We start from the raw sequence: 19,392 nt of genomic DNA on the forward strand, positions 1-19,392 counted from the left end.
AAAGAAGATGCAAAAGTACTATTTTGAAATGAGATTTTATGTTTAGTGTAAAATTTGGCCACAGATTATTATGATTAAAAAGATTTCTTTTAATCAGTTAGATGCATTGCAGTGCGTCTCTACAGAAAAAACTTAGAATCTTAGTCGCTCAGAACCTCAGCACCTTTTTTCAACTAACCTTTGTACCTTTGCACCTATAAACCTTTGTACCTATAAAATAATGTCTAGAAAAATAAAACTGATTTGGGATTTTCGCGGTCCGGCTTCTGCAAAAACGGCAGAACATCACGAAATACACCTTAAAGAATATATAGCAATTGAGAAATTACCTTTAAATATTACAGGCTTTTCAATTCTTAATGATATGCATGCAACCGCTTTTATGGTGGTTACTGATGAAAATATGATTCAGGTAAGAGATGCATTAAAACCGCATCGAGGGGAGGTTTATGAAGGATGATTGAAGTCACAGTTTTCGATCGCAGTTTACAGTTTCTTCACTGAGACTAAATTTCAAGCCGCAGTTTACTGAGACTGTAAACTGCGACTGTAAACTTCTTAATTAGCGACTTCGCTGATGAACTTAATACGCATTAAACGCAATTCATCAATATCGTAGTCACCATCAAATTCTTTTAAGGCATCTTCTATTTTATCAGATTCTGATTCCATGAAGTAGTCGTGAATTTCTTCCTGCTGGTCATCATCTAAAATATCATCAAGCCAGTATTTGATATTTAATTTGGTACCAGAATAAACGATTTGCTCCATTTCTTTTATTAAAGCATCCATCGTTAATCCTTTTGCAGAAGCAATATCACTCAATGGCAGTTTTCTGTCTATATTTTGAATAATGTATAATTTATTGGCAGAATTTACTCCGGTAGATTTTACTACTAAATCATCAGGACGAATGATATCATTGTCTTCAACATATCGGCTGATTAAGGCAACGAATTCGCTTCCATATTTTTTAGCTTTTCCTTCACCTACACCATGAATATTATATAATTCCTGTAAAGTAATTGGATATTTTAAAGCCATATCTTCAAGAGAAGGATCCTGAAAAACTACAAATGGAGGAACTCCAAGTTTTTTGGCAACTTTTTTGCGAAGTTCGCGAAGCATTCCGGTTAAAACCTCATCGGCAGTACCAGATGATTTTCCTCCGGTTACAATAGTTTCGTCATCAGCTTCTGTGTATTCATGATCTTCAGACATCATAAACGAAACTGGTTTTTTAATAAAGTCTAAACCTTCCTGAGTAATTTTAATTACTCCGTATGTTTCAATGTCTTTAGATAAATATCCGGTAACTAAAACTTGTCTAAGCAAAGCCATCCAGTATTTTTCGTCATGGTCTGACCCTGAACCAAAATAAGATTGTGTATCGGTTTTATGCGCTTTAATTACCGCATTTATACGGCCAATTAATGTAAATACAATTTCTTTTGACTTATAAATATGTTTGGTGTCACGAACAATTTCAAGCAGTTTTACAACTTGTTCTTTGGCTTCAATTTTATTTTTCGGATTACGAACGTTGTCATCCATATCTGCACCTTCTCCGGTTTCGCTGTCAAATTCTTCTCCAAAATAATGCAGAAGGAATTTTCGGCGTGACATCGAAGTTTCGGCGTAAGCCACCACTTCCTGCAAAAGAGCAAAACCAATTTCCTGTTCGGCAACTGGTTTTCCCGACATGAACTTCTCAAGCTTTTCTACATCTTTATAGGAGTAATAAGCCAAACAGTGTCCTTCTCCTCCATCACGACCGGCACGACCCGTTTCCTGATAGTAACTTTCTAATGATTTTGGAATATCGTGGTGAATTACAAAACGAACGTCTGGTTTATCAATTCCCATTCCGAAGGCGATTGTTGCTACCACCACATCTACATCTTCCATCAAAAACATGTCTTGATGTTTTGCACGGGTTTTAGCATCTAAACCTGCGTGATAAGGAACAGCGCTGATTCCGTTTACCTGTAGCACTTCGGCAATCGATTCTACCTTTTTACGGCTTAAACAGTAAATGATTCCAGATTTACCTTTATGTTGTTTTATAAACCGAATAATATCCGATTCTATACTTTTTGTTTTTGTACGTACTTCGTAATATAAATTAGGTCTGTTAAATGATGCTTTAAAAGTGTTTGCATCAGACATATCCAGATTTTTAAGAATATCTTCCTGAACTTTTGGGGTTGCAGTTGCAGTAAGTCCAATAATAGGTACTTTTCCTAATTGCTTAATAATGGTTCTAAGATTTCTGTACTCAGGCCTAAAATCATGTCCCCATTCTGAAATACAGTGCGCTTCATCAATCGCAACAAAAGAAATAGGCACACTTTGTAAAAAAGCAACATATTCTTCTTTTGTTAAAGATTCGGGAGCAACATATAAAAGTTTGGTTAAACCAGAACTAATATCTTTTTTTACTTGTGCAATTTCTGTTTTGGTAAGAGAGGAATTCAACACATGTGCAATTCCGTTTTCTGAAGAAAGGCTTCGAATTGCATCGACCTGGTTTTTCATCAAAGCAATCAAAGGAGAAACAACAATAGCTGTTCCGTCCTGAATTAAAGCGGGCAATTGATAACAAAGAGACTTACCGCCGCCCGTAGGCATAATTACGAAAGTATTCGTTTTACCTAAAATACTCGTAATGACTTGCTCCTGCAAGCCTTTAAATTGGCTAAAGCCGAAATACTTCTTTAATTCCTTGTGTATTTCAATTTCGTTTGAATTCATTCTTTATTTAAATGGATATTTTTGTATAAATTTGCAACACATAAAGATACAACTTTCTTTTATACATACAAATTTTAAATATTCTGTTTTGATCTCAAAAGAAAATATACTGGCAATCGCCAAAAAAACCATACTTTCTGAAAGTGAAGCAATTACAAAGCTAATTGATTTTCTGGACGAAAATTTCTTCGAAGCTGTCCAGCGTATTTACGAAACTAAAGGCCGATTGATCGTTACCGGAATAGGAAAAAGCGCCATTATTGCTCAAAAAATGGTCGCTACTTTTAACTCAACCGGAACACCTTCTATGTTCCTTCACGCTGCAGAAGCAATTCATGGAGATTTAGGAATGATTCAAAATGACGATATCATAATCTGCATTTCAAAAAGCGGAAACAGTCCTGAAATTAAAGTTTTGGTACCGCTTTTAAAACGCTTTGGAAATACGCTTATCGCTATCACTGGAAACACTACTTCTTTTTTAGCAAAAGGTTCTGATTTCGTTTTAAATACTACAGTTGACACAGAGGCCTGCCCAATAAATTTAGCACCAACAAACAGTACTACAGCACAGCTTGTAATGGGCGACGCTCTTGCGGTCTGCTTAATGGAAATGCGCGATTTTAAACCAGAAGATTTTGCGGTTTATCATCCGGGAGGTGCTTTAGGAAAAAAATTACTCCTTCGTGTAAAAGACATGATCGAACATTCATTAAAACCAACTGTTACTCCGGACACATCGGTTAAAAAGGTGATTTTTGAAATTTCAGAAAAAAGATTAGGCGTAACTGCTGTTATCGAAAATGATAAAATTGTGGGAATTATTACCGACGGAGACATCCGAAGAATGCTAAATGACGTAGATACTATTGCCGATTTAACAGCAAAAGACATAATGAGCAAAAACCCAAAAGTAGTTTCATCAGAAACTATGGCGGTTGATGCTTTAAATATTTTAGAAGATTTTTCTATCACACAGCTTATCGTAGCTGACAACGGCGAGTACAAAGGAGTATTACATTTACATGACATTTTAAAAGAAGGAATCGTATAATGGCAAAGAAAAACCTTGGCGAGATGTCATTTCTTGATCATCTTGAAGAACTAAGATGGTTATTAGTTAGAAGTACAATTGCAATATGCATTATGGCATTTGTTACTTATTTTATTAGTGATTATTTATTTGATGAAATCATTTTGGGACCAACCCGACCAACATTTTTTACTTATGTATGGTTTTGTGATTTATCACATCAATTAGGTTTTGCAGACAGCATCTGTATTACTGAACTGAATTTTATTATTCAAAACACCGAAATGGAAGGTCAGGTAAACATTTTTGTATGGATGTGTCTTTTGGCCGGTTTCATTTTAAGTTTCCCTTATATTTTATGGGAACTTTGGAAATTTATCAGTCCGGCTCTTTATGAAAAAGAAAGAAAGCATGCTAAGATTTTCATCTTTACTTCATCTTTACTTTTCTTTTTAGGAGTAGTATTCGGATATTATGTTGTAATCCCAATGTCTGTAAATTTCGTTGCTACTTTCTCAATCAGTGATGTCGTTGTAAATCAGTTTACTTTAGACTCTTATATGGGAATGGTAAAAACGAGTATTTTGGCAAGCGGATTGTTTTTTGAACTGCCTATTATCATTTATTTCTTAACCAAATTAGGATTAGTTACTCCTCAATTCTTAAGAAAATATTGGAAATACGCTGTTGTTATCATTCTAATAATCGCTGCAATTGTAACACCTCCAGATGTTGTGAGCCAGACTATTGTAGCAATTCCAATGTTAATTATCTACGAAATCAGTATTTGGATTTCGAAGGTTGTCTATAAAAATAAATTAAAAGAAAATGTCTGATTTAGTTCAAGAATTTAACGACTATCGTTCTAAAATGAACGAAAAATTATTAGCTGACAATAATAAAATTGTAAAGCGAATTTTTAATCTTGATACCAATGCGTATGCACCGGGAGCTCTAGATGTAAAAACAAAAGAACTTTTAGGCTTAGTGGCTTCGGCAGTTTTACGATGTGATGACTGCGTAAAATACCATTTAGAAACAAGTTATAAAGAAGGCATTTCTAAAGAAGAAATGATGGAAGCAATGGGAATCGCAACTCTTGTTGGAGGAACAATCGTAATTCCGCATTTAAGAAGAGCTTACGAATTTTGGGAAGCTTTAGAAGAAGCGGGAAAATAATTAGAGAATGAGATAATTAGTCAATTGGATAATTTTCATATGATATGTTAATTCGTTTAATTGATTAATTTATTTTATCTTATTTTGCCAACAGAGATAATAATTATCTCATTATCAAATTGACACATTATCTAATTAAGATATTATCTAATTAAAAAAAATGAAGCTAAGAGCCGATAATTTAATCAAAACCTATAAAGGACGTAGTGTTGTAAAAGGAATTTCTGTTGAAGTAAACCAAGGAGAAATCGTTGGACTTTTAGGCCCAAATGGCGCCGGAAAAACAACTTCATTTTACATGATTGTGGGATTGGTAAAACCAAATCAGGGAAACATTTATCTTGATGACTTAAATATTACCGATTATCCTATGTACAAACGTGCACAGCAAGGAATTGGTTATCTGGCACAAGAAGCTTCTGTTTTTAGAAAACTAAGTATTGAAGATAATATTCTAAGCGTTTTACAATTAACGAAACTTTCTAAAGAAGCTCAAATCGCTAAAATGGAAAGTTTAATTGAAGAATTCAGCTTAGAACATATTCGTACCAACCGAGGCGATTTACTTTCTGGAGGTGAGCGCCGTCGTACCGAAATTGCACGCGCCCTGGCAACTGACCCAAAGTTTATTTTATTGGATGAACCTTTTGCCGGAGTTGACCCGGTTGCAGTTGAAGATATTCAGAGAATTGTAGCGCAGCTAAAAAATAAAAATATTGGAATTCTTATTACCGATCACAACGTTCAGGAAACTTTAGCAATTACAGATAAAACGTACCTGATGTTTGAGGGAGGAATTCTGAAAGCGGGAGTTCCAGAAGAATTAGTAGAAGATGAAATGGTCCGCCGTGTTTATCTTGGGCAAAACTTCGAACTTCGTAAGAAAAAATTAGAGTTTTAAAAAAAGTATTCAGTTTTCGGTTGCAGTTTTCAGTTTTTGACTGTGACTAAAAACTGCGACTGAAAACTTTTTAAAAATATGAATTCAGAAAAACCAACTCAGGAAGATTACGACAATTGGCACAAAGATCCAAACAATTGGTATTTGGGATGTTTTTATCACAACCCGAAAGACAAACGATTGCTTCCGCCAAAAAGAATTCAATGGATGGGGTATACAGTAAATTTTGCTAATCCTTATTCAGTTTTAATTTTTCTAGCTTTTATCGCCTTAATTCCGCTCGCACTTTTATTCTCAAAATAATACCTTTAAAAGTATTCAGTCTCCAGTAAATACTGAAAACTGCGAGTGCAAACTATTCAACCGTAATAAACTGCAGCTGTTCTATATCACCATTATAAATATTTACATCAACACGATGTTTAATTCCCGGCAGAGAAGCTTTTTCTGTAAACTGCCAAAACAGCCAGTCATCTTCAATTTTTTCTCTGTAGAAATTATAATTAGCAATCCAGAATAAATATTCTCCAAATTCTTCTTTTAAGAAATCAGAATAATATCTTTCTCCGGAATAAATTATCGGACGAACCTGATAATGTTTTTCTACTTTAGTTAACCAGCGTTTCAAACCTTTTTTCAAACTGTCTAAAGACTGATTTTTCGGTAGTTTTTCAATATCTAAAACTGGAGGCAGATCTCCTTTTTGCAGTTTTACCGTTTTAATAAAAAGATCGGCTTGTTCTATTGAATTTTCATTTGGACGGTAATAATGATAAGCCCCGCGCATGATTTTATTTTCTTTTGCACCTTCCCAATTACGCTTAAATTGTCTATCAACACGGTCATTCCCGGCTGTTGCACGAATAAAAACAAATTGCACAGGATATTTTTCATCCAGAATTTCAACTTCTTCCCAATCAACTTTTCCCTGAAACTCAGATACATCAATCCCAACCACTTTTCCTTTGTGATTTTCGAGAACGCGAATATTTCTAACATCTGAAAGGTGTTTATCAACCTCATCTTCATCTAAAACTTTGTCTGTTTTAAATCCAAGATAATATGCCAATCCGGCACGATAATGATAAATTGTTCCGAAGAAAAGTACTGCCAGCAGAGAAAACACGATAAAACGAATTACTCTGCCGAAAAAAGATCCTCCTTGTTTTGTTTTTCTGGTAGTTCTTCTTGCCATTCGGATATAACTACTTTTTCAAAAAGATATTATTTACTATTGACAGCAATACGTAGATAATAATAATTAACGGTACTGCTGTAAAATGAAGCAGTAAAACCAAAATAAAGGAAATTATCAAAAAGACAATCTGTAACGCATTATCTTTAAAATTGAATTTCTTAACTTTTAAAGAAAATAACGGAATTTCAGCATTTAAGATATAAGCACTGCATAAAGTAATTCCTAACAGAACCCAGTGATTGGTTAGCATTTCAAAAATCATTAATGATTCTGAAAACTTAATAACTAAGGGAAGACTTAAAATAAAAAGTGAATTTGCAGGTGTTGGCAGACCAATAAATGAATCTGTCTGACGTGTGTCGATATTAAAATTAGCTAATCTGTAGCAAGAACCTAATGTAACTATAAATCCTAAAAAAGGAATATATACAGATGAAATTACATCATTTGGGTTTGCACTTTTTAAGAACAAACTATACATAACATATCCCGGAGCAACACCGCTGGTAACCATATCTGCAAGAGAGTCTAACTGAAGACCAAGCGGACTGGAAACCTTAAATAACCTGGCAAAAAAACCATCAAAAAAATCAAAAAAGATTCCAAGGCAAACCATGTAGAAAGCCATTTCATAATTAGCTTCAGAAATAAAAACTATTGCAACGCAGCCACAAAAAAGATTAATTAAAGTAATTAGATTCGGAATGTGTTTTTTGATATTCATGTTTAGATTTGATAAATTTTGAATGACAAATTTCGCATAAATAAGCGACATTATATTACTATTAGTTATAAAAATTGTTACTAAAGTTTGAATTAAACTTATCAATTATTAAAGCTTGCCAAGTAAAAACATCACTTTCGTAATATTTATCAAAAGGAATAAATTAGATACGCAAAATATTCTATTTTTGATGAAAATTTAAAAACAGGCCTCAGTCTGCAAAAAACTAACTTTTGAAGAAACTTTTAGCGTTTTCATTATTTTGGATTTTTACTTCACAGTATGCCCAAACCGTTCGAAAATATTCGAATGAGTTTATGAATATTGGTGTCGATGCCGCTGCATTAGGAATGTCGAGCGCAGTGACAGCTTCTACAAATGATGTAAATGCTGTTTATTGGAATCCTGCAGGTTTAACTAATCTTGAAGATCATCAACTATCTTTAATGCACGCCAGTTATTTTGCCAATATCGCTCAATATGATTTTATTGGATATGCGAGTCCAATTGATGACAGAAGTGCGTGGGGAATTTCGATGATTCGTTTTGGTGTCGATGATATTATGGATACCACCCAATTAATCGACAGTCAGGGAAATATTGATTACAATAGAATTCGTTTATTTTCTACTGCTGATTATGGTTTTACTTTTTCATACGCCAGAAAACTTCCTGTTGAAGGATTTCAGTATGGAATAAATGCAAAAGTTATTCGAAGAGTTATTGGGAAATTTGCCAATTCATGGGGTTTTGGTTTTGATGTTGGATTACAGTTTACCCATAATGACTGGAAATTCGGTTTAATGCTACGCGATATTACAACAACTTACAATGTTTGGAATATTGATGAAGAAGAGTACAAAAAAATTGCTGATGCTATTCCTGGAGAAAACAACGAGCTGCCAGAAAGTACCGAAATTACACTGCCAAAAGCCCAATTAGGAGTTTCAAGAAAATTCGAATTTCATAACGATTACAGTCTTTTAGCAGCTGCAAATTTAAATATGCGTTTTGAGCAGACAAATGATATTATTTCTTCTAAAGCAGTAAGTATTGATCCTGCAGTTGGTTTTGAATTTGGATATACTGATCTTGTTTTTTTAAGAGCTGGTGCAGGAAATTTTCAAAATGTAATGCAGTTGGATAACACCGAAAAACTAAGTTTTCAGCCTAATATTGGTCTCGGTTTTAAATACAAAGGCATTCAGATTGATTATGCCTTGACCGATTTAGGAAATCAAAGCGCTGCTTTGTACTCAAATATTTTTTCGATAAAAGTAGATCTTGGTATTTTTAGATAATTATTAAACCTATTTGAACTTCTTCAAAATTTTAAATTATGAAAAAAGTCCTTTTCCAAAAAATACTTTTCAGTTTAGTATTATTTCTAAGTTTTACAATTAGCTTTGGGCAAAATGTGCCTCTATCTAATTATGCTAAAATAAGCGTGATTACCTGTGGATTAGGAAATGAAACTTATTCTTATTTTGGCCATACTGCAATTCGTGTTGCAGATCCAATCAACAATCTTGATGTAGTTTACAATTACGGTGCTTTTGATTTTAGAACTCCAAATTTCGTTGCCAAATTTGCAAAAGGCGATTTACAATATTTTGTAGTCGCTCATTCCTTTGCTGATTTTGTAAATGATTACACTTATGAAAAAAGAAGTGTTTTTGAGCAGGAATTACTTATTTCGCAAGACTTAAAACAGAAACTTTTTGACAAGTTAAATGCTGTTTTACTATCAGACGAGCGTTATTATACTTATAAATTTATTGATAAAAATTGTACTTCAATGGTTGTTGATGTTATCAATTCGACTCTAGGCAGCCGTGTAATTGTTAAAAAAGAAGATACAAACAAAACATATCGTTCTATTTTATTCCCTTATTTCAATGGGCATTTTTATGATCAGCTGGGAACAAGCATTATTTTTGGAACGAAAGTAGACCAATTAGGAACCCGAATTTTTCTTCCTTTTGAATTAAAGAACAGTTTAGATGAAACTACTTTTCAGGGGCATCTTTTGGCAGCAAAAAGTAAAACACTTTTAAATTTTGAAAAAGAAACACCATCATCTTGGTGGAATAACATTTACACGTATCTGTTTATTCTGGGATTTGTGGTTTTGGCACATAACAAAATAGTAGACAAAATCTATTTGTTGATTTTATCTTTAATGGGAGTATTTTTTGTTTCGGTTGGATTTTATTCTTTTCACCAAGAACTGGCGATGAATTATAACGTGTTGTTATTTAGTCCGCTTTTGTTGGTTTTGCTTCTTTTTTCGATTGCTAAAAACAAAAAATGGACTTATAGATTTGCTGTTTTACATTTACTCTTTTTAATTATTTACAGCATTTTTATAATAAACAAGGCACATTTTTTAATTGTACTGCCAATGATTATTACGAGTTGTTTTGCTTTGGTAAGAGTGGCAATACGAAATAAGAAACGTATTCCAATAATAATTTAATTATTGTCCGCGATAGAATAAAACCGTCGTAATGGTTTTAAAAGTGATACTTAAATCAAGAAAAACACTTCGATGTTTGATGTAGTAAAGATCATATTGTAATTTGATCAAACTTTCGTCTATAGATTCTCCGTATGAGTAATTTACCTGTGCCCATCCTGTAAGTCCCGGCTTAATAACGTGGCGGGTTTCATAAAAAGGCATGATTCTGGCGATTTCTTCAACAAAAAAAGGTCTTTCAGGTCTTGGACCAATTACAGCCATATCGCCTTTTAAAACATTATAAAACTGCGGTAATTCATCAATTCTGGATTTACGCATGAATTTTCCAAATGGCGTTACGCGTTTATCGTTTGAAACGGCAAAAACAGCGCCATTAGTTTCCGAAGCTGCAATCATGGTTCTGAATTTATAAATCTTAAAAACAACACCATTTTTTCCAACCCTTTCTTGCGTGTAAAACAAGCTCCCTTTATTTGCTAAAAGATTTCCAATAAAAATAAAAGGAATAAAAACAAAACAGACTAATAACCCTGTAAAAGAAAACAACAGTTCTAAAAATCGTATTAAAAACAGATACAATTTATTGTTATTGCTTCGGCTGAAAGGAAAAAAACGATAAAAATCACGTTCTATATATTGTACTGGTATACGTTGTGTTTTACTCTCGTAAACCTGAGTATATTCTCTAATAACATTTCCCGATTCTAATAAATGTAATAATTGCTGATACAAATCAGCAGTAATTCCATCTGTCTTTTGAGAAGCAATTACTATTTCTGAGACATTGTATCTCGATACAAATCTCTCTAAATAATTCTTCTTGATTTCTTTTACATAATGAAAATTAGTATTCGAATCTGAATTTGAATCTGAATTTACAAAACCAATTATCCTGTAATGCGGGTCAACGTTCTCAAGTCCAGAAACCAATTCTTCTACCTGATCTTTATCACAAATTAAAATTACATTTTGAGAAAAACGATGTGAAGCGAGAAATATGGCGTAAAAAAACCGCCAAAGTAACATCATAAGTAATACTGCAAAATAAAAGATGACAATTACTAAACGTTGTTTTGGAAGCTCAGGCGATAAAACTGGGGTAAGAAGATAAACTAAAACTGCTGCAGAAACAGAAAGCACAACGCTTTTTAAAATCTGAAACTGATTACTTGCAACCTGAAGGTTATACATTTCAAAAATAGTCCCGAAAACTAATAAATAACCAACAAATATAATTGGTCTATAAAAAGTAGTACTCTCAAATGTAAAATAATTAAACTCAAAAAATAAATTTAAAAGATACAAAATTGCAGCAACGAATAAAGCATCAAATGCAAAAAGCAAAACTTTTCGTTCTGAAATTTCAAAATGCATTTTACTTTTTGAGCGCATATATTTTTGTTGATTTAAGGGCTTAAATTCGAGGCAAATGTATTATAAAAAAACAATTTACCTAGTAGGGTTTTCAGTTTTTTCAGGATTTCTTACCTGAACAGAGAGAAGACATAGCGCATAAACAAAAGCAGGAGCTGCGGTTCGCATTGCTGCGTGATTTATAGTTAAAAGCCAAAACACAAAACAAGACAAAAAATATAGATGCTGCCGATTATTAATGTAAAGCATAAAAGGTGTAACAAAAAGTATCAGCAAACCAAAAATTCCAAATACACCATGTTCACAAAACATTCTGGTAATTTCATTATGCGAAGCAACTTCCTCTCCTAGTAATTGAATTCTTTTCTCTTTACTTAATCCTGCTCCAACACCTAAAACTGGGTTTTCAAGAAACAATTTTATATCTGCATCCATTACTTCTTCTCTTCCTCCTAGACGATCTTTTTTTTCTCTTCCCAAAGCATCTTTATTAGCATAGCGTTTTCCTATAAGTCCATTTGTCTGAAGGGATGAATAGCTCCAAATTCCTGCAGTTATCAAACCTGTAACAATAAAAACATAAGTAAATTTAGCCCTGCCTTTGGTATTTGAACTGAAATACAATATAAAAAGGAGACAAATTATCATACCTAATGCGCTAATCACACCTCCTCGAGAAAAAGTCACAATTGCTCTATAACTTATCATAATCAACAACCCTGCATTTATAAGCATCAGTTTTTTGGATTTTGAAAATAGTATAAATTGCGCAAAAAAAACAAACATTCCCAATCCTAAAATAGTAGAAACCTGATTTGGTCCAAATCCCCCAGATGTCTCAAAATTTGATTGAGTACCTGTTACAACATCTTTAATACTTGGAGTATATAAAAACAAATACATTGTGGTAGTAACAATAGGAAAACCTATTGCTAAAAAAATATTTTGCAGTTCAGAAAATGAAATTCTACGTTTAAACATGTATAAGGCACAAACTGCCAGACATACAGGTCCAGATAAATTAAAAAACAATACTTTCTTTATATCAACTGAAATATCTGCTTCATTTATAGTAATCAAAATTCCAGGAAGCAGTAATACTAAAAAAAATAAATATATAATACTATTACTGGAAAAGTTACTATAAACCATTCCCATTAACATAAAGAATATAACACTAAACTTTACATATTCATTATTTAAATTTGCTCCGGTCATCCTTAGGAAAACTTCTGCCCCTACCAAATATGCAGCTACAAGTAATACCTCATTATTTTTGTTTTTGTTTCGATAAACAATAAGAAACCCTATAATAAAAATTAAAATTGCATATAGCTTGGATAGAAAAGGAGCAACAAATATTGCTAAAGCAATTACTGCGTGAATTATTAAAATATAATAATATGATAATTGAGTATTCTTCATAATGATTTTCTGCCTGCAAAATTAGAAGAATTAATCCACGAAAGATAATTTTTTATAATGGATACTTCACTAAAGTTTAATTGTATAAATTCGTTCAGATTTTTTCCCATTTTAACTCTTTTATCCTTTTGGATTATTAGATCTGTAAGTGCTTGAGTAAATTGATAAGTATTATTTGCTTCTATTATTACCCCATTATTCTCTGATGTAATAATCTTTTTAATTTCTCCAACATTTGTTGCTATTACAGGCAATTTATGTAATCCATACTCTAAAACTGCCAAAGGCAGTCCTTCTGAAAGTGATGGCAGAACCGCTACATCACATTGTGTTAAAACATTACTGACATCATCAATACTTCCATAAAAGAAAACCGTCTCACAAAGCTGCAAATCCTGAATTTTATCAAAAAACTCAGCGGAGTAAGAATCCTTAAAATCTTTTCCGAATAAATGGAAACTCCAGTCCGGAAATTTATCTTTAATTAAATTCGCTGTATCTAATAAAAAGAGATGATTCTTTTGAGGACGCAAATTTGCTACACATATTATTCTTTTTCCTTCTTCTCCCGCTAATGCTATTTTCTGATTTGATGCGTAAAAATCTTCAATAAAATTCGGAAAGTATTTAACATTTGAACACAACAAATAGGAAACTGCCCAATCCTTTAATGCTGTATTTACAGAAATAACTCCTTTAAAAAATAATGAACTATATTTTAAAATTAAACTCTTTCTTAAACGTAAATCCTGGTTTATTCCATAATGGTCATGCCATATTATCTTAATTTTTATCAAAGTTAGTTTTACCAGAACAGCTGTAAAAAAAGAGGAGCTGTGAGCATGAAGAATATCAACCTTGTTATTTTTTAAAAATTTCCTTAATTTAAAAACAGCTTTAAAGTCGATTTTATTTTTTTTATTCAAAAATAGATAATCAACATTTTGATTAATTTGTGACAACAGCTGCCCTTCTTTTCTTGTTACTACCAGTCCTGAAAATGCAATGTTTTTAGTTAAAGCATTAGCATAATTAACAGCCATTTTTTCTGCTCCGCCGGCTTCAAGAGAATCTATCATCTGAACAATTCTCATTTCTTCAACAAATTTTTAATTTCAGTTTCAAAAACTTCCATAGTATATTTTTGTGACCAATTTTGCGCTAGTTCACTTTTAATTAAAAAATCATTTGGATTAGATAACAAATTTTGAATTTGAATTCTATCTTTTTCCAAATCCATTTCCAACAATATTCCTCTTTTTCCATGATCGAGCATAAAAGGAACACATGAAATTTTTGTTGCAACAGGAACACATCCTAAAAACATCCCTTCTGCTATGGTTTTTGGCCAGCCTTCGCTTTTAGAAGGCAAAATCACAAAATGGCTTTTTTCATATGCTAGTTTAAGTATTTCCTTTTTCTGGTTTCCATGTAAAAATACATTTTGTTCCAAAGAATTGGTTGTAATATAATCCTCTAAAATTTTTCTCTCAATTCCTTCTCCATACATATTCAGAACTATATTATTACCGCTTTTAATTAGTTCATTTACCAGTCGTAAAGCATACAAAGGATTTTTCCCTTTAACTAAACTACCTGTGAATATAAAATTTACGAAAGTACTTAAAGCTGGTTTTGATACTATTTTTTTTTCTGACTCATAATAAGTTGCTGTAAAAAAAGACTTTATATTTTTAGACTGACCAGGCCATTCCCCATACACCAAAACCTGTATATTTTTAGTCAAAAAAGTATTACTCAAAATATATTTTTGCAATTTATATGTCCAGGGCTGATTACTTTTTGGGTCCCAATTACCAGCATATTTTGCCGTTTTTATTTTACTTGGAAAAAAAATCTGAGCAAAACTTCCAATTAATCCTACGTTGCCAGGACAGCGCAAATGAACATGATCTGCATCTTTAATTGCTTTAAATAAAATCATCAGATTATAGATACTCTGAAAAAATGATTTAAAAATATTCGTAAATGAATTTAAATTTGAATCGATTAACTTATAATGATTTTCAATAGAAAATGGTATTTCGCTAACCAAAAGTTCTTTGTCAGAAGTCCAGACAGGACATGCAAAAGAAATTTTCTCAATATATTTTTTATAAACAATCAATTCGCTTGTATATGGACCATAAGCAAATACCTTGTTGTCTTTGTAAATTAAAGGAGCTGTCGAAATAATTAATAATTTCATTAAATATATCCTTCTGAACCCTTTTGGGAAATTAATACTGCAGGTACTCCTAAAACAACACTATTATCTGGAAAAGAATCTTTTACCATTGAACAGGCACCAATCAAGACATTATTACCAATAACTATTTTTCCAGCCAGAACGGCATTTGCTCCTATGTAAACATTATTTCCAACAGTTGGAGTTCCTCTATTTTCATTTAATCCCGAAACACCAATAGTAACTCCTTGTGAAATATTACAATTGTCCCCAATAATTACATTTGAATTAATAATTATTCCTCCAAAATGTCCAATATAAAAAGAATGACCTATTTGAACTGAATAAGGAATTGAAATTCCTGTAAGAATCTCAATCCATTTTTGCCACAAAACAGCAAATGCTAATAATAAAAATCTAAAAAATTTCCATTTTACATTTTTATGAATAGCATTGGCAAATCTGTATTGAACAATTGCCCAGAATCCTTGTGTAAAAAAAAGAATTACGAAAGGATTAGCACCGTATTTCTTATATTTATTAAAATCTGATTTTATAAACCTAAATAATTGCATACATTTATTTTAAGATAACTCTCTCAGTTAAGCATTTATATTTGAGGCTTTTTAATTAACAAAGTCCACCAGCCGATAGTTCTTCCAAATGCTTCGGTAATTACAGCTTTTTTATTTTTTTCTGTCAATATATTACTATACCGTATTAAGGTTAATAAAATAGTAATAGAATTCCATTTCAATCGGTCTTTAAAATTTGGTTTTGGATTCTTTATTCTCCATACATACCAGCCATTTCTAACTACCATTTTACCGTATTTGTATTGATTAGGACGACCAGAAGGATCATGATAGTGAGCTAATCTGGCAGAAGTATTTAAATACAAGTTTCCTTTTTTGGCTACTCTCAATGAGAAATCTGCATCTTCATACAGACCATATCCTTCAAAATAATGAGAGAAAGAAAACATATCAAAAACTGATTTTTTAAATGAAGAAACACCTCCCATTAACTGCTCAACCCTATATGTTTTATCACTCGGAGGTAAAAAACCAACACTTCTGCCATGAGAAAACAAAGGTGAAAAACCTGGAGGGCAATCACTATCTAAATTAAGTTTTTTTCTTAATACAAATCTGCTTCCATCTTTTCTCTTCCAACCGTCAAAAGTAAAATCATGAATTGTGGAAACATAATTTTCTTGTATTCTTTCCCATTTTACCTCATTACTAATATAACCGCCAACTCCTAATGCATCAGGATAAATTGTGTAGGTAGACAATAAATTTTCAAAATAATCTGGTTCTAAAATAACATCATCATCTAAAAAACATATAATTTCCGAATTATTCTGTACATTAGAAATCCCAAGATTACGCTGTCTTGTCAGTCCTCTATCTTCATCTTTAGCTTTAACATATTTTAAATTTTCAAAATGAATTTCATTTAAAAGAACTTCCGTTTTATCATCTGTTGAGCCATCGATAATTATAATTTCGTCAGGATATAAAACTTGTTCCTGAACCGATTTCAATAGCTTGATTAAAGGTTTAGGACGCATGTAAGTACAGACAATAAGCGAAAAGCGAAATAATTTCATGTTTTGTTATGTTTTTAAAACTACTAAAATATTACCCGCTGTTAGTTCTTCATCTGAAAATCTGGTAAAATCATCATGAAGTTTAATCTTTTTAAACAAATCATATTTCTTTGTTCCTTCATGAAGACTTTCGTAATCTAAATGTAAAATCTCGTAATCGTATTTTTTAAAGATTTCCAAAAAATGAGGTAATCTTAATCTATTATGATAATCATATTTAGTATGAACCTTATTCCATTCTTCCTTACTGTATTGTAAAAAATCCTGAAGAGACAAATTAGCATCGCCATGCTGTCTTAAGTCACTTGGAGATATAAAATGAACTACATAAGTACCTTTTTTAAGCTGAGTTTTCATTGCTTCATGTAATCTATCAACATCATTTTCATTCATGTGTGATAAAACGTAACGTGAAAAAACAAAATCAACATCTGGTAATTCTTGTTTTACAACATTATAATTAGGTAAATATTTAATTTCATTTGGAAGCCCGTATTTACTTTTAGCATCAGGTATTACTTCACAATTATGAATATTCAAAAACAAGTCATTTAGTTCTAAAACAGTGGCTTTTTTAAAATGTTCATTTACATCTACAGTAATTATTTCTTTTGCCCCAATCTTGTACTTGAAAAAATAAGGCATTGAAGGAAACCATCCCGAACCTAATTCAAAAACCGTTTTATCTTTCAAATCAATATCTAAATCATTGAGAACTTTAATAAGTCGCAAATAGGTTGATTCAACACTTTTCAAACGACTCTCTAAAGTTGTCTTATCAAAAAAACTTTGAATTTTATGATAACAATAATCATCAACTTTATTAGGGAGTAAAGCTAATGTTTTAAACAATACTGTTTTAATTTTATGATTCATCTATAATTAAATAACGTGTCTGATTTGTAAATCTATGTTATTACTAACGAATACGCTGCCATTTGGTTCTATGTCAAAAATTGCTTTTTCAAAATCGTTCCAATATTCAATTAATTCGCTAAGCGTTGGATTCCATATTTCTTTATTTTGGACTTTTTCTCCTAAGATTTTAAAATTCTCAGAAACTTTTTGATCGATTTTATTTTCAGATGAAAACAATTTCCCTCTGTGGTATTCCATTGGAACCGAAAAATAGGTATGTGCAATAAAAACGCCTTTTTCATTAATCAAATCCTCAATATTCTGTTTAGATAAAGACTTTTGAAAATCAAGCATTTCCAGAGTTTGAAATATATAAAACTCTTCATCCTGAATTATATGTTTAAATACAACAGGAGAATATTTTGCTAATTTATATGGTTTGTTTTTTGCACTTTTCCAACATAGAATAACGGAAAAAATGCAACTAAAAAGACTTAAAAAATCTTTTACAAAAGGAAAAAATGATTTTATCTTTTTTTGAAAAATAACTTTTTTAAAATTTCCAGCGGTATTTTTGTATTTAAGAATCATATCCTCATCATTGTAATAATGAAAAATAATATTCTTAATCATTAACTGCATTTTTTTTACCAAACCAAGATCTTTATTGCCTTTTAAAAAGCTCGACAATGTAAAATGCTTTGTGTTAAATTGATTTATAACTCCTGTGGTAGAAACTCCAGAATCTATATAATTCCAAAGCACATTTATATTTTTACATTTTAAATTTTCTTCAAAATCTTTTTCTGATAAAGTATTATTTTTTAACAGTGAAAAGTTATAAGGCTGAAATCCGTGGTCAATCCACACCTTTATATTATTTAAAGGCGGAACAAAATTTTGAAAATCTTCGTAACTTTCACTTTCAGATTTTAAGGATTGTGAAAGTGAATGATAACATAATTCATGTCCGTCTTCTTTCCACTTTAGAAGTTCATCTTTCTCATTTTGAAACGAGGCATTATTGCTTCGTTTTGAGTAATGATTAAGAAAAAAGCCTTTTGTAACTTTTACCTTATTGTCTTTAAAAAAGGCTCTTTGCTGTTCTAAATTTTCTTTTGTATCAAAATCACAATGATCTGTAAAACAAGCTATAGCTGTAAATGGATATTTTGATCTGCTAAATTCTAAAGCTGAATTTTCAGGAAATAAAAGAGTCAACCGTTCTGGAAAATGATTTTTTTTATTAGACTGCGAGATATTTTTTCTATTTGAATGGCCTAAATAATTTGTTATAGATCCTGCAAATTCTGGGTTAAACCGCCAAAGCAGCTTAAAACTATCCTTTTTATTGACTTCCCATATTCCATTAGTTATATTGGCTTGAACCAGCTGGCCATTTTGTAATCGTATGATTTTAGGACAATATTCATTTGCAATTCTGTCTTCATTACAATTTACCCACGTATAATCATGATTACGAAACTGCGCAATACTTTCAGAAAAAACAATTTCAATATCAAAAGAATTAACTTTAGATAAATTAAAGTCATTAAAATCTATTACAATTTTATGCTTTTGATTTTTTTCAAAAGGAATATTGTGTTTTTCAGATGTGGTCAGTAATGAAACAGATTTTATCAACTATATACTTTTATAAA

Annotated in this window: 19 protein-coding genes; 8 read left to right on the forward strand and 11 right to left on the reverse strand. The window is 31.6% G+C overall.

The features are described from left to right. The first annotated feature begins 220 nt into the window (after positions 1–220). On the forward strand, positions 221–460 hold the full coding sequence (locus FJOH_RS01495) for a hypothetical protein (protein ID WP_012022386.1): 240 nt from the start codon (positions 221–223) through the stop codon (positions 458–460). Between the two features lie 98 nt (positions 461–558). Here the strand turns inward: FJOH_RS01495 and recQ are convergent, their stop codons facing one another. Next, positions 559–2,754, reverse strand: coding sequence for a DNA helicase RecQ (recQ, locus tag FJOH_RS01500; protein ID WP_012022387.1), 2,196 nt, complete (start codon positions 2,752–2,754; stop codon positions 559–561). A gap of 88 nt (positions 2,755–2,842) precedes the next feature. Between recQ and FJOH_RS01505 the strand changes: the two genes are divergently transcribed. The 5 genes from FJOH_RS01505 (at position 2,843) to FJOH_RS01525 (ending at position 6,170) form a co-directional block, all read left to right on the forward strand. Further along, on the forward strand, positions 2,843–3,808 hold the full coding sequence (locus FJOH_RS01505) for a KpsF/GutQ family sugar-phosphate isomerase (protein WP_012022388.1): 966 nt from the start codon (positions 2,843–2,845) through the stop codon (positions 3,806–3,808). Further along, entirely contained in the window at positions 3,808–4,623 is an 816-nt protein-coding gene (tatC, locus tag FJOH_RS01510; protein WP_012022389.1) for a twin-arginine translocase subunit TatC, read from the forward strand. The genes FJOH_RS01505 and tatC overlap by 1 nt, the downstream gene beginning before the upstream one ends. Next, complete coding sequence (locus FJOH_RS01515) at positions 4,616–4,966, forward strand: carboxymuconolactone decarboxylase family protein (protein ID WP_012022390.1); 351 nt, start codon at positions 4,616–4,618, stop codon at positions 4,964–4,966. Before tatC ends, FJOH_RS01515 begins: the two co-directional genes overlap by 8 nt. Before the next feature lie 160 nt (positions 4,967–5,126). Further along, positions 5,127–5,867, forward strand: a complete 741-nt coding sequence (gene lptB, locus FJOH_RS01520) for an LPS export ABC transporter ATP-binding protein (RefSeq protein WP_012022391.1) — start codon at positions 5,127–5,129, stop codon at positions 5,865–5,867. A 78-nt stretch (positions 5,868–5,945) separates the two neighbouring features. Further along, positions 5,946–6,170 carry a DUF5808 domain-containing protein gene (locus FJOH_RS01525; protein ID WP_044047395.1) on the forward strand — a complete coding sequence of 75 codons (225 nt, stop codon included), beginning with the start codon at positions 5,946–5,948 and terminating at the stop codon, positions 6,168–6,170. 52 nt (positions 6,171–6,222) lie between these two features. Here the strand turns inward: FJOH_RS01525 and FJOH_RS01530 are convergent, their stop codons facing one another. Both FJOH_RS01530 and FJOH_RS01535 read right to left on the reverse strand, forming a co-directional pair. After that, the gene (locus FJOH_RS01530) at positions 6,223–7,062 is read right to left on the reverse strand and encodes a glycoside hydrolase family 25 protein (protein ID WP_012022392.1); all 840 of its coding nucleotides are present in this window, start codon (positions 7,060–7,062) and stop codon (positions 6,223–6,225) included. Positions 7,063–7,072: 10 nt separating this feature from the next. Further along, on the reverse strand, positions 7,073–7,789 hold the full coding sequence (locus tag FJOH_RS01535) for a CDP-alcohol phosphatidyltransferase family protein (RefSeq protein ID WP_044048195.1): 717 nt from the start codon (positions 7,787–7,789) through the stop codon (positions 7,073–7,075). Positions 7,790–8,022: 233 nt separating this feature from the next. Here FJOH_RS01535 and FJOH_RS01540 point away from each other — a divergent pair, with 233 nt between their 5' ends. Together FJOH_RS01540 and FJOH_RS01545 are read left to right on the forward strand one after the other, a co-directional pair. Further along, positions 8,023–9,090: a putative type IX sorting system protein PorV2 gene (locus FJOH_RS01540; RefSeq protein ID WP_455583174.1), complete on the forward strand. Its 1,068-nt coding sequence runs from the start codon at positions 8,023–8,025 to the stop codon at positions 9,088–9,090. A gap of 38 nt (positions 9,091–9,128) precedes the next feature. After that, positions 9,129–10,268, forward strand: a complete 1,140-nt coding sequence (locus tag FJOH_RS01545) for a lipoprotein N-acyltransferase Lnb domain-containing protein (RefSeq protein ID WP_012022395.1) — start codon at positions 9,129–9,131, stop codon at positions 10,266–10,268. Here the strand turns inward: FJOH_RS01545 and FJOH_RS01550 are convergent, their stop codons facing one another. From FJOH_RS01550 to FJOH_RS01585, 8 genes are all read right to left on the reverse strand, one after another. After that, entirely contained in the window at positions 10,269–11,663 is a 1,395-nt protein-coding gene (locus tag FJOH_RS01550) for a sugar transferase (protein WP_012022396.1), read from the reverse strand. 57 nt (positions 11,664–11,720) lie between these two features. After that, positions 11,721–13,070: an O-antigen ligase family protein gene (locus FJOH_RS01555; protein ID WP_012022397.1), complete on the reverse strand. Its 1,350-nt coding sequence runs from the start codon at positions 13,068–13,070 to the stop codon at positions 11,721–11,723. Beyond that, on the reverse strand, positions 13,067–14,164 hold the full coding sequence (locus FJOH_RS01560) for a glycosyltransferase family 4 protein (protein WP_012022398.1): 1,098 nt from the start codon (positions 14,162–14,164) through the stop codon (positions 13,067–13,069). The genes FJOH_RS01555 and FJOH_RS01560 overlap by 4 nt, the downstream gene beginning before the upstream one ends. Next, positions 14,161–15,198 (reverse strand): glycosyltransferase, encoded by a 1,038-nt coding sequence (locus FJOH_RS01565; protein WP_316916567.1) that lies wholly within the window; start codon positions 15,196–15,198, stop codon positions 14,161–14,163. The genes FJOH_RS01560 and FJOH_RS01565 overlap by 4 nt, the downstream gene beginning before the upstream one ends. 80 nt (positions 15,199–15,278) lie before the next feature. Next, positions 15,279–15,833 (reverse strand): serine O-acetyltransferase, encoded by a 555-nt coding sequence (locus tag FJOH_RS01570; RefSeq protein ID WP_012022400.1) that lies wholly within the window; start codon positions 15,831–15,833, stop codon positions 15,279–15,281. Between the two features lie 35 nt (positions 15,834–15,868). Then, positions 15,869–16,873 carry a glycosyltransferase family 2 protein gene (locus tag FJOH_RS01575; RefSeq protein WP_012022401.1) on the reverse strand — a complete coding sequence of 335 codons (1,005 nt, stop codon included), beginning with the start codon at positions 16,871–16,873 and terminating at the stop codon, positions 15,869–15,871. Positions 16,874–16,879: 6 nt separating this feature from the next. Further along, the gene (locus FJOH_RS01580) at positions 16,880–17,749 is read right to left on the reverse strand and encodes a hypothetical protein (RefSeq protein ID WP_012022402.1); all 870 of its coding nucleotides are present in this window, start codon (positions 17,747–17,749) and stop codon (positions 16,880–16,882) included. Positions 17,750–17,755: 6 nt separating this feature from the next. Then, positions 17,756–19,375 (reverse strand): hypothetical protein, encoded by a 1,620-nt coding sequence (locus FJOH_RS01585; RefSeq protein ID WP_012022403.1) that lies wholly within the window; start codon positions 19,373–19,375, stop codon positions 17,756–17,758. Positions 19,376–19,392 lie beyond the last annotated feature (17 nt).

The organism is Flavobacterium johnsoniae UW101 (genome assembly GCF_000016645.1).
Lineage (GTDB): Bacteria > Bacteroidota > Bacteroidia > Flavobacteriales > Flavobacteriaceae > Flavobacterium > Flavobacterium johnsoniae.

Coding starts and splice junctions, on each gene's coding strand:
- FJOH_RS01580 (WP_012022402.1), bottom strand. CDS start 17,749: ATGAATCATAAAATTAAAACAGTATTGTTTAAAACATTAGCTTTACTC.
- FJOH_RS01535 (WP_044048195.1), bottom strand. CDS start 7,789: ATGAATATCAAAAAACACATTCCGAATCTAATTACTTTAATTAATCTT.
- FJOH_RS01495 (WP_012022386.1), top strand. CDS start 221: ATGTCTAGAAAAATAAAACTGATTTGGGATTTTCGCGGTCCGGCTTCT.
- recQ (WP_012022387.1), bottom strand. CDS start 2,754: ATGAATTCAAACGAAATTGAAATACACAAGGAATTAAAGAAGTATTTC.
- FJOH_RS01515 (WP_012022390.1), top strand. CDS start 4,616: ATGTCTGATTTAGTTCAAGAATTTAACGACTATCGTTCTAAAATGAAC.
- lptB (WP_012022391.1), top strand. CDS start 5,127: ATGAAGCTAAGAGCCGATAATTTAATCAAAACCTATAAAGGACGTAGT.
- FJOH_RS01570 (WP_012022400.1), bottom strand. CDS start 15,833: ATGCAATTATTTAGGTTTATAAAATCAGATTTTAATAAATATAAGAAA.
- FJOH_RS01545 (WP_012022395.1), top strand. CDS start 9,129: ATGAAAAAAGTCCTTTTCCAAAAAATACTTTTCAGTTTAGTATTATTT.
- FJOH_RS01560 (WP_012022398.1), bottom strand. CDS start 14,164: ATGAGAATTGTTCAGATGATAGATTCTCTTGAAGCCGGCGGAGCAGAA.
- FJOH_RS01555 (WP_012022397.1), bottom strand. CDS start 13,070: ATGAAGAATACTCAATTATCATATTATTATATTTTAATAATTCACGCA.
- FJOH_RS01530 (WP_012022392.1), bottom strand. CDS start 7,062: ATGGCAAGAAGAACTACCAGAAAAACAAAACAAGGAGGATCTTTTTTC.
- FJOH_RS01575 (WP_012022401.1), bottom strand. CDS start 16,873: ATGAAATTATTTCGCTTTTCGCTTATTGTCTGTACTTACATGCGTCCT.
- FJOH_RS01525 (WP_044047395.1), top strand. CDS start 5,946: ATGAATTCAGAAAAACCAACTCAGGAAGATTACGACAATTGGCACAAA.
- tatC (WP_012022389.1), top strand. CDS start 3,808: ATGGCAAAGAAAAACCTTGGCGAGATGTCATTTCTTGATCATCTTGAA.
- FJOH_RS01550 (WP_012022396.1), bottom strand. CDS start 11,663: ATGCGCTCAAAAAGTAAAATGCATTTTGAAATTTCAGAACGAAAAGTT.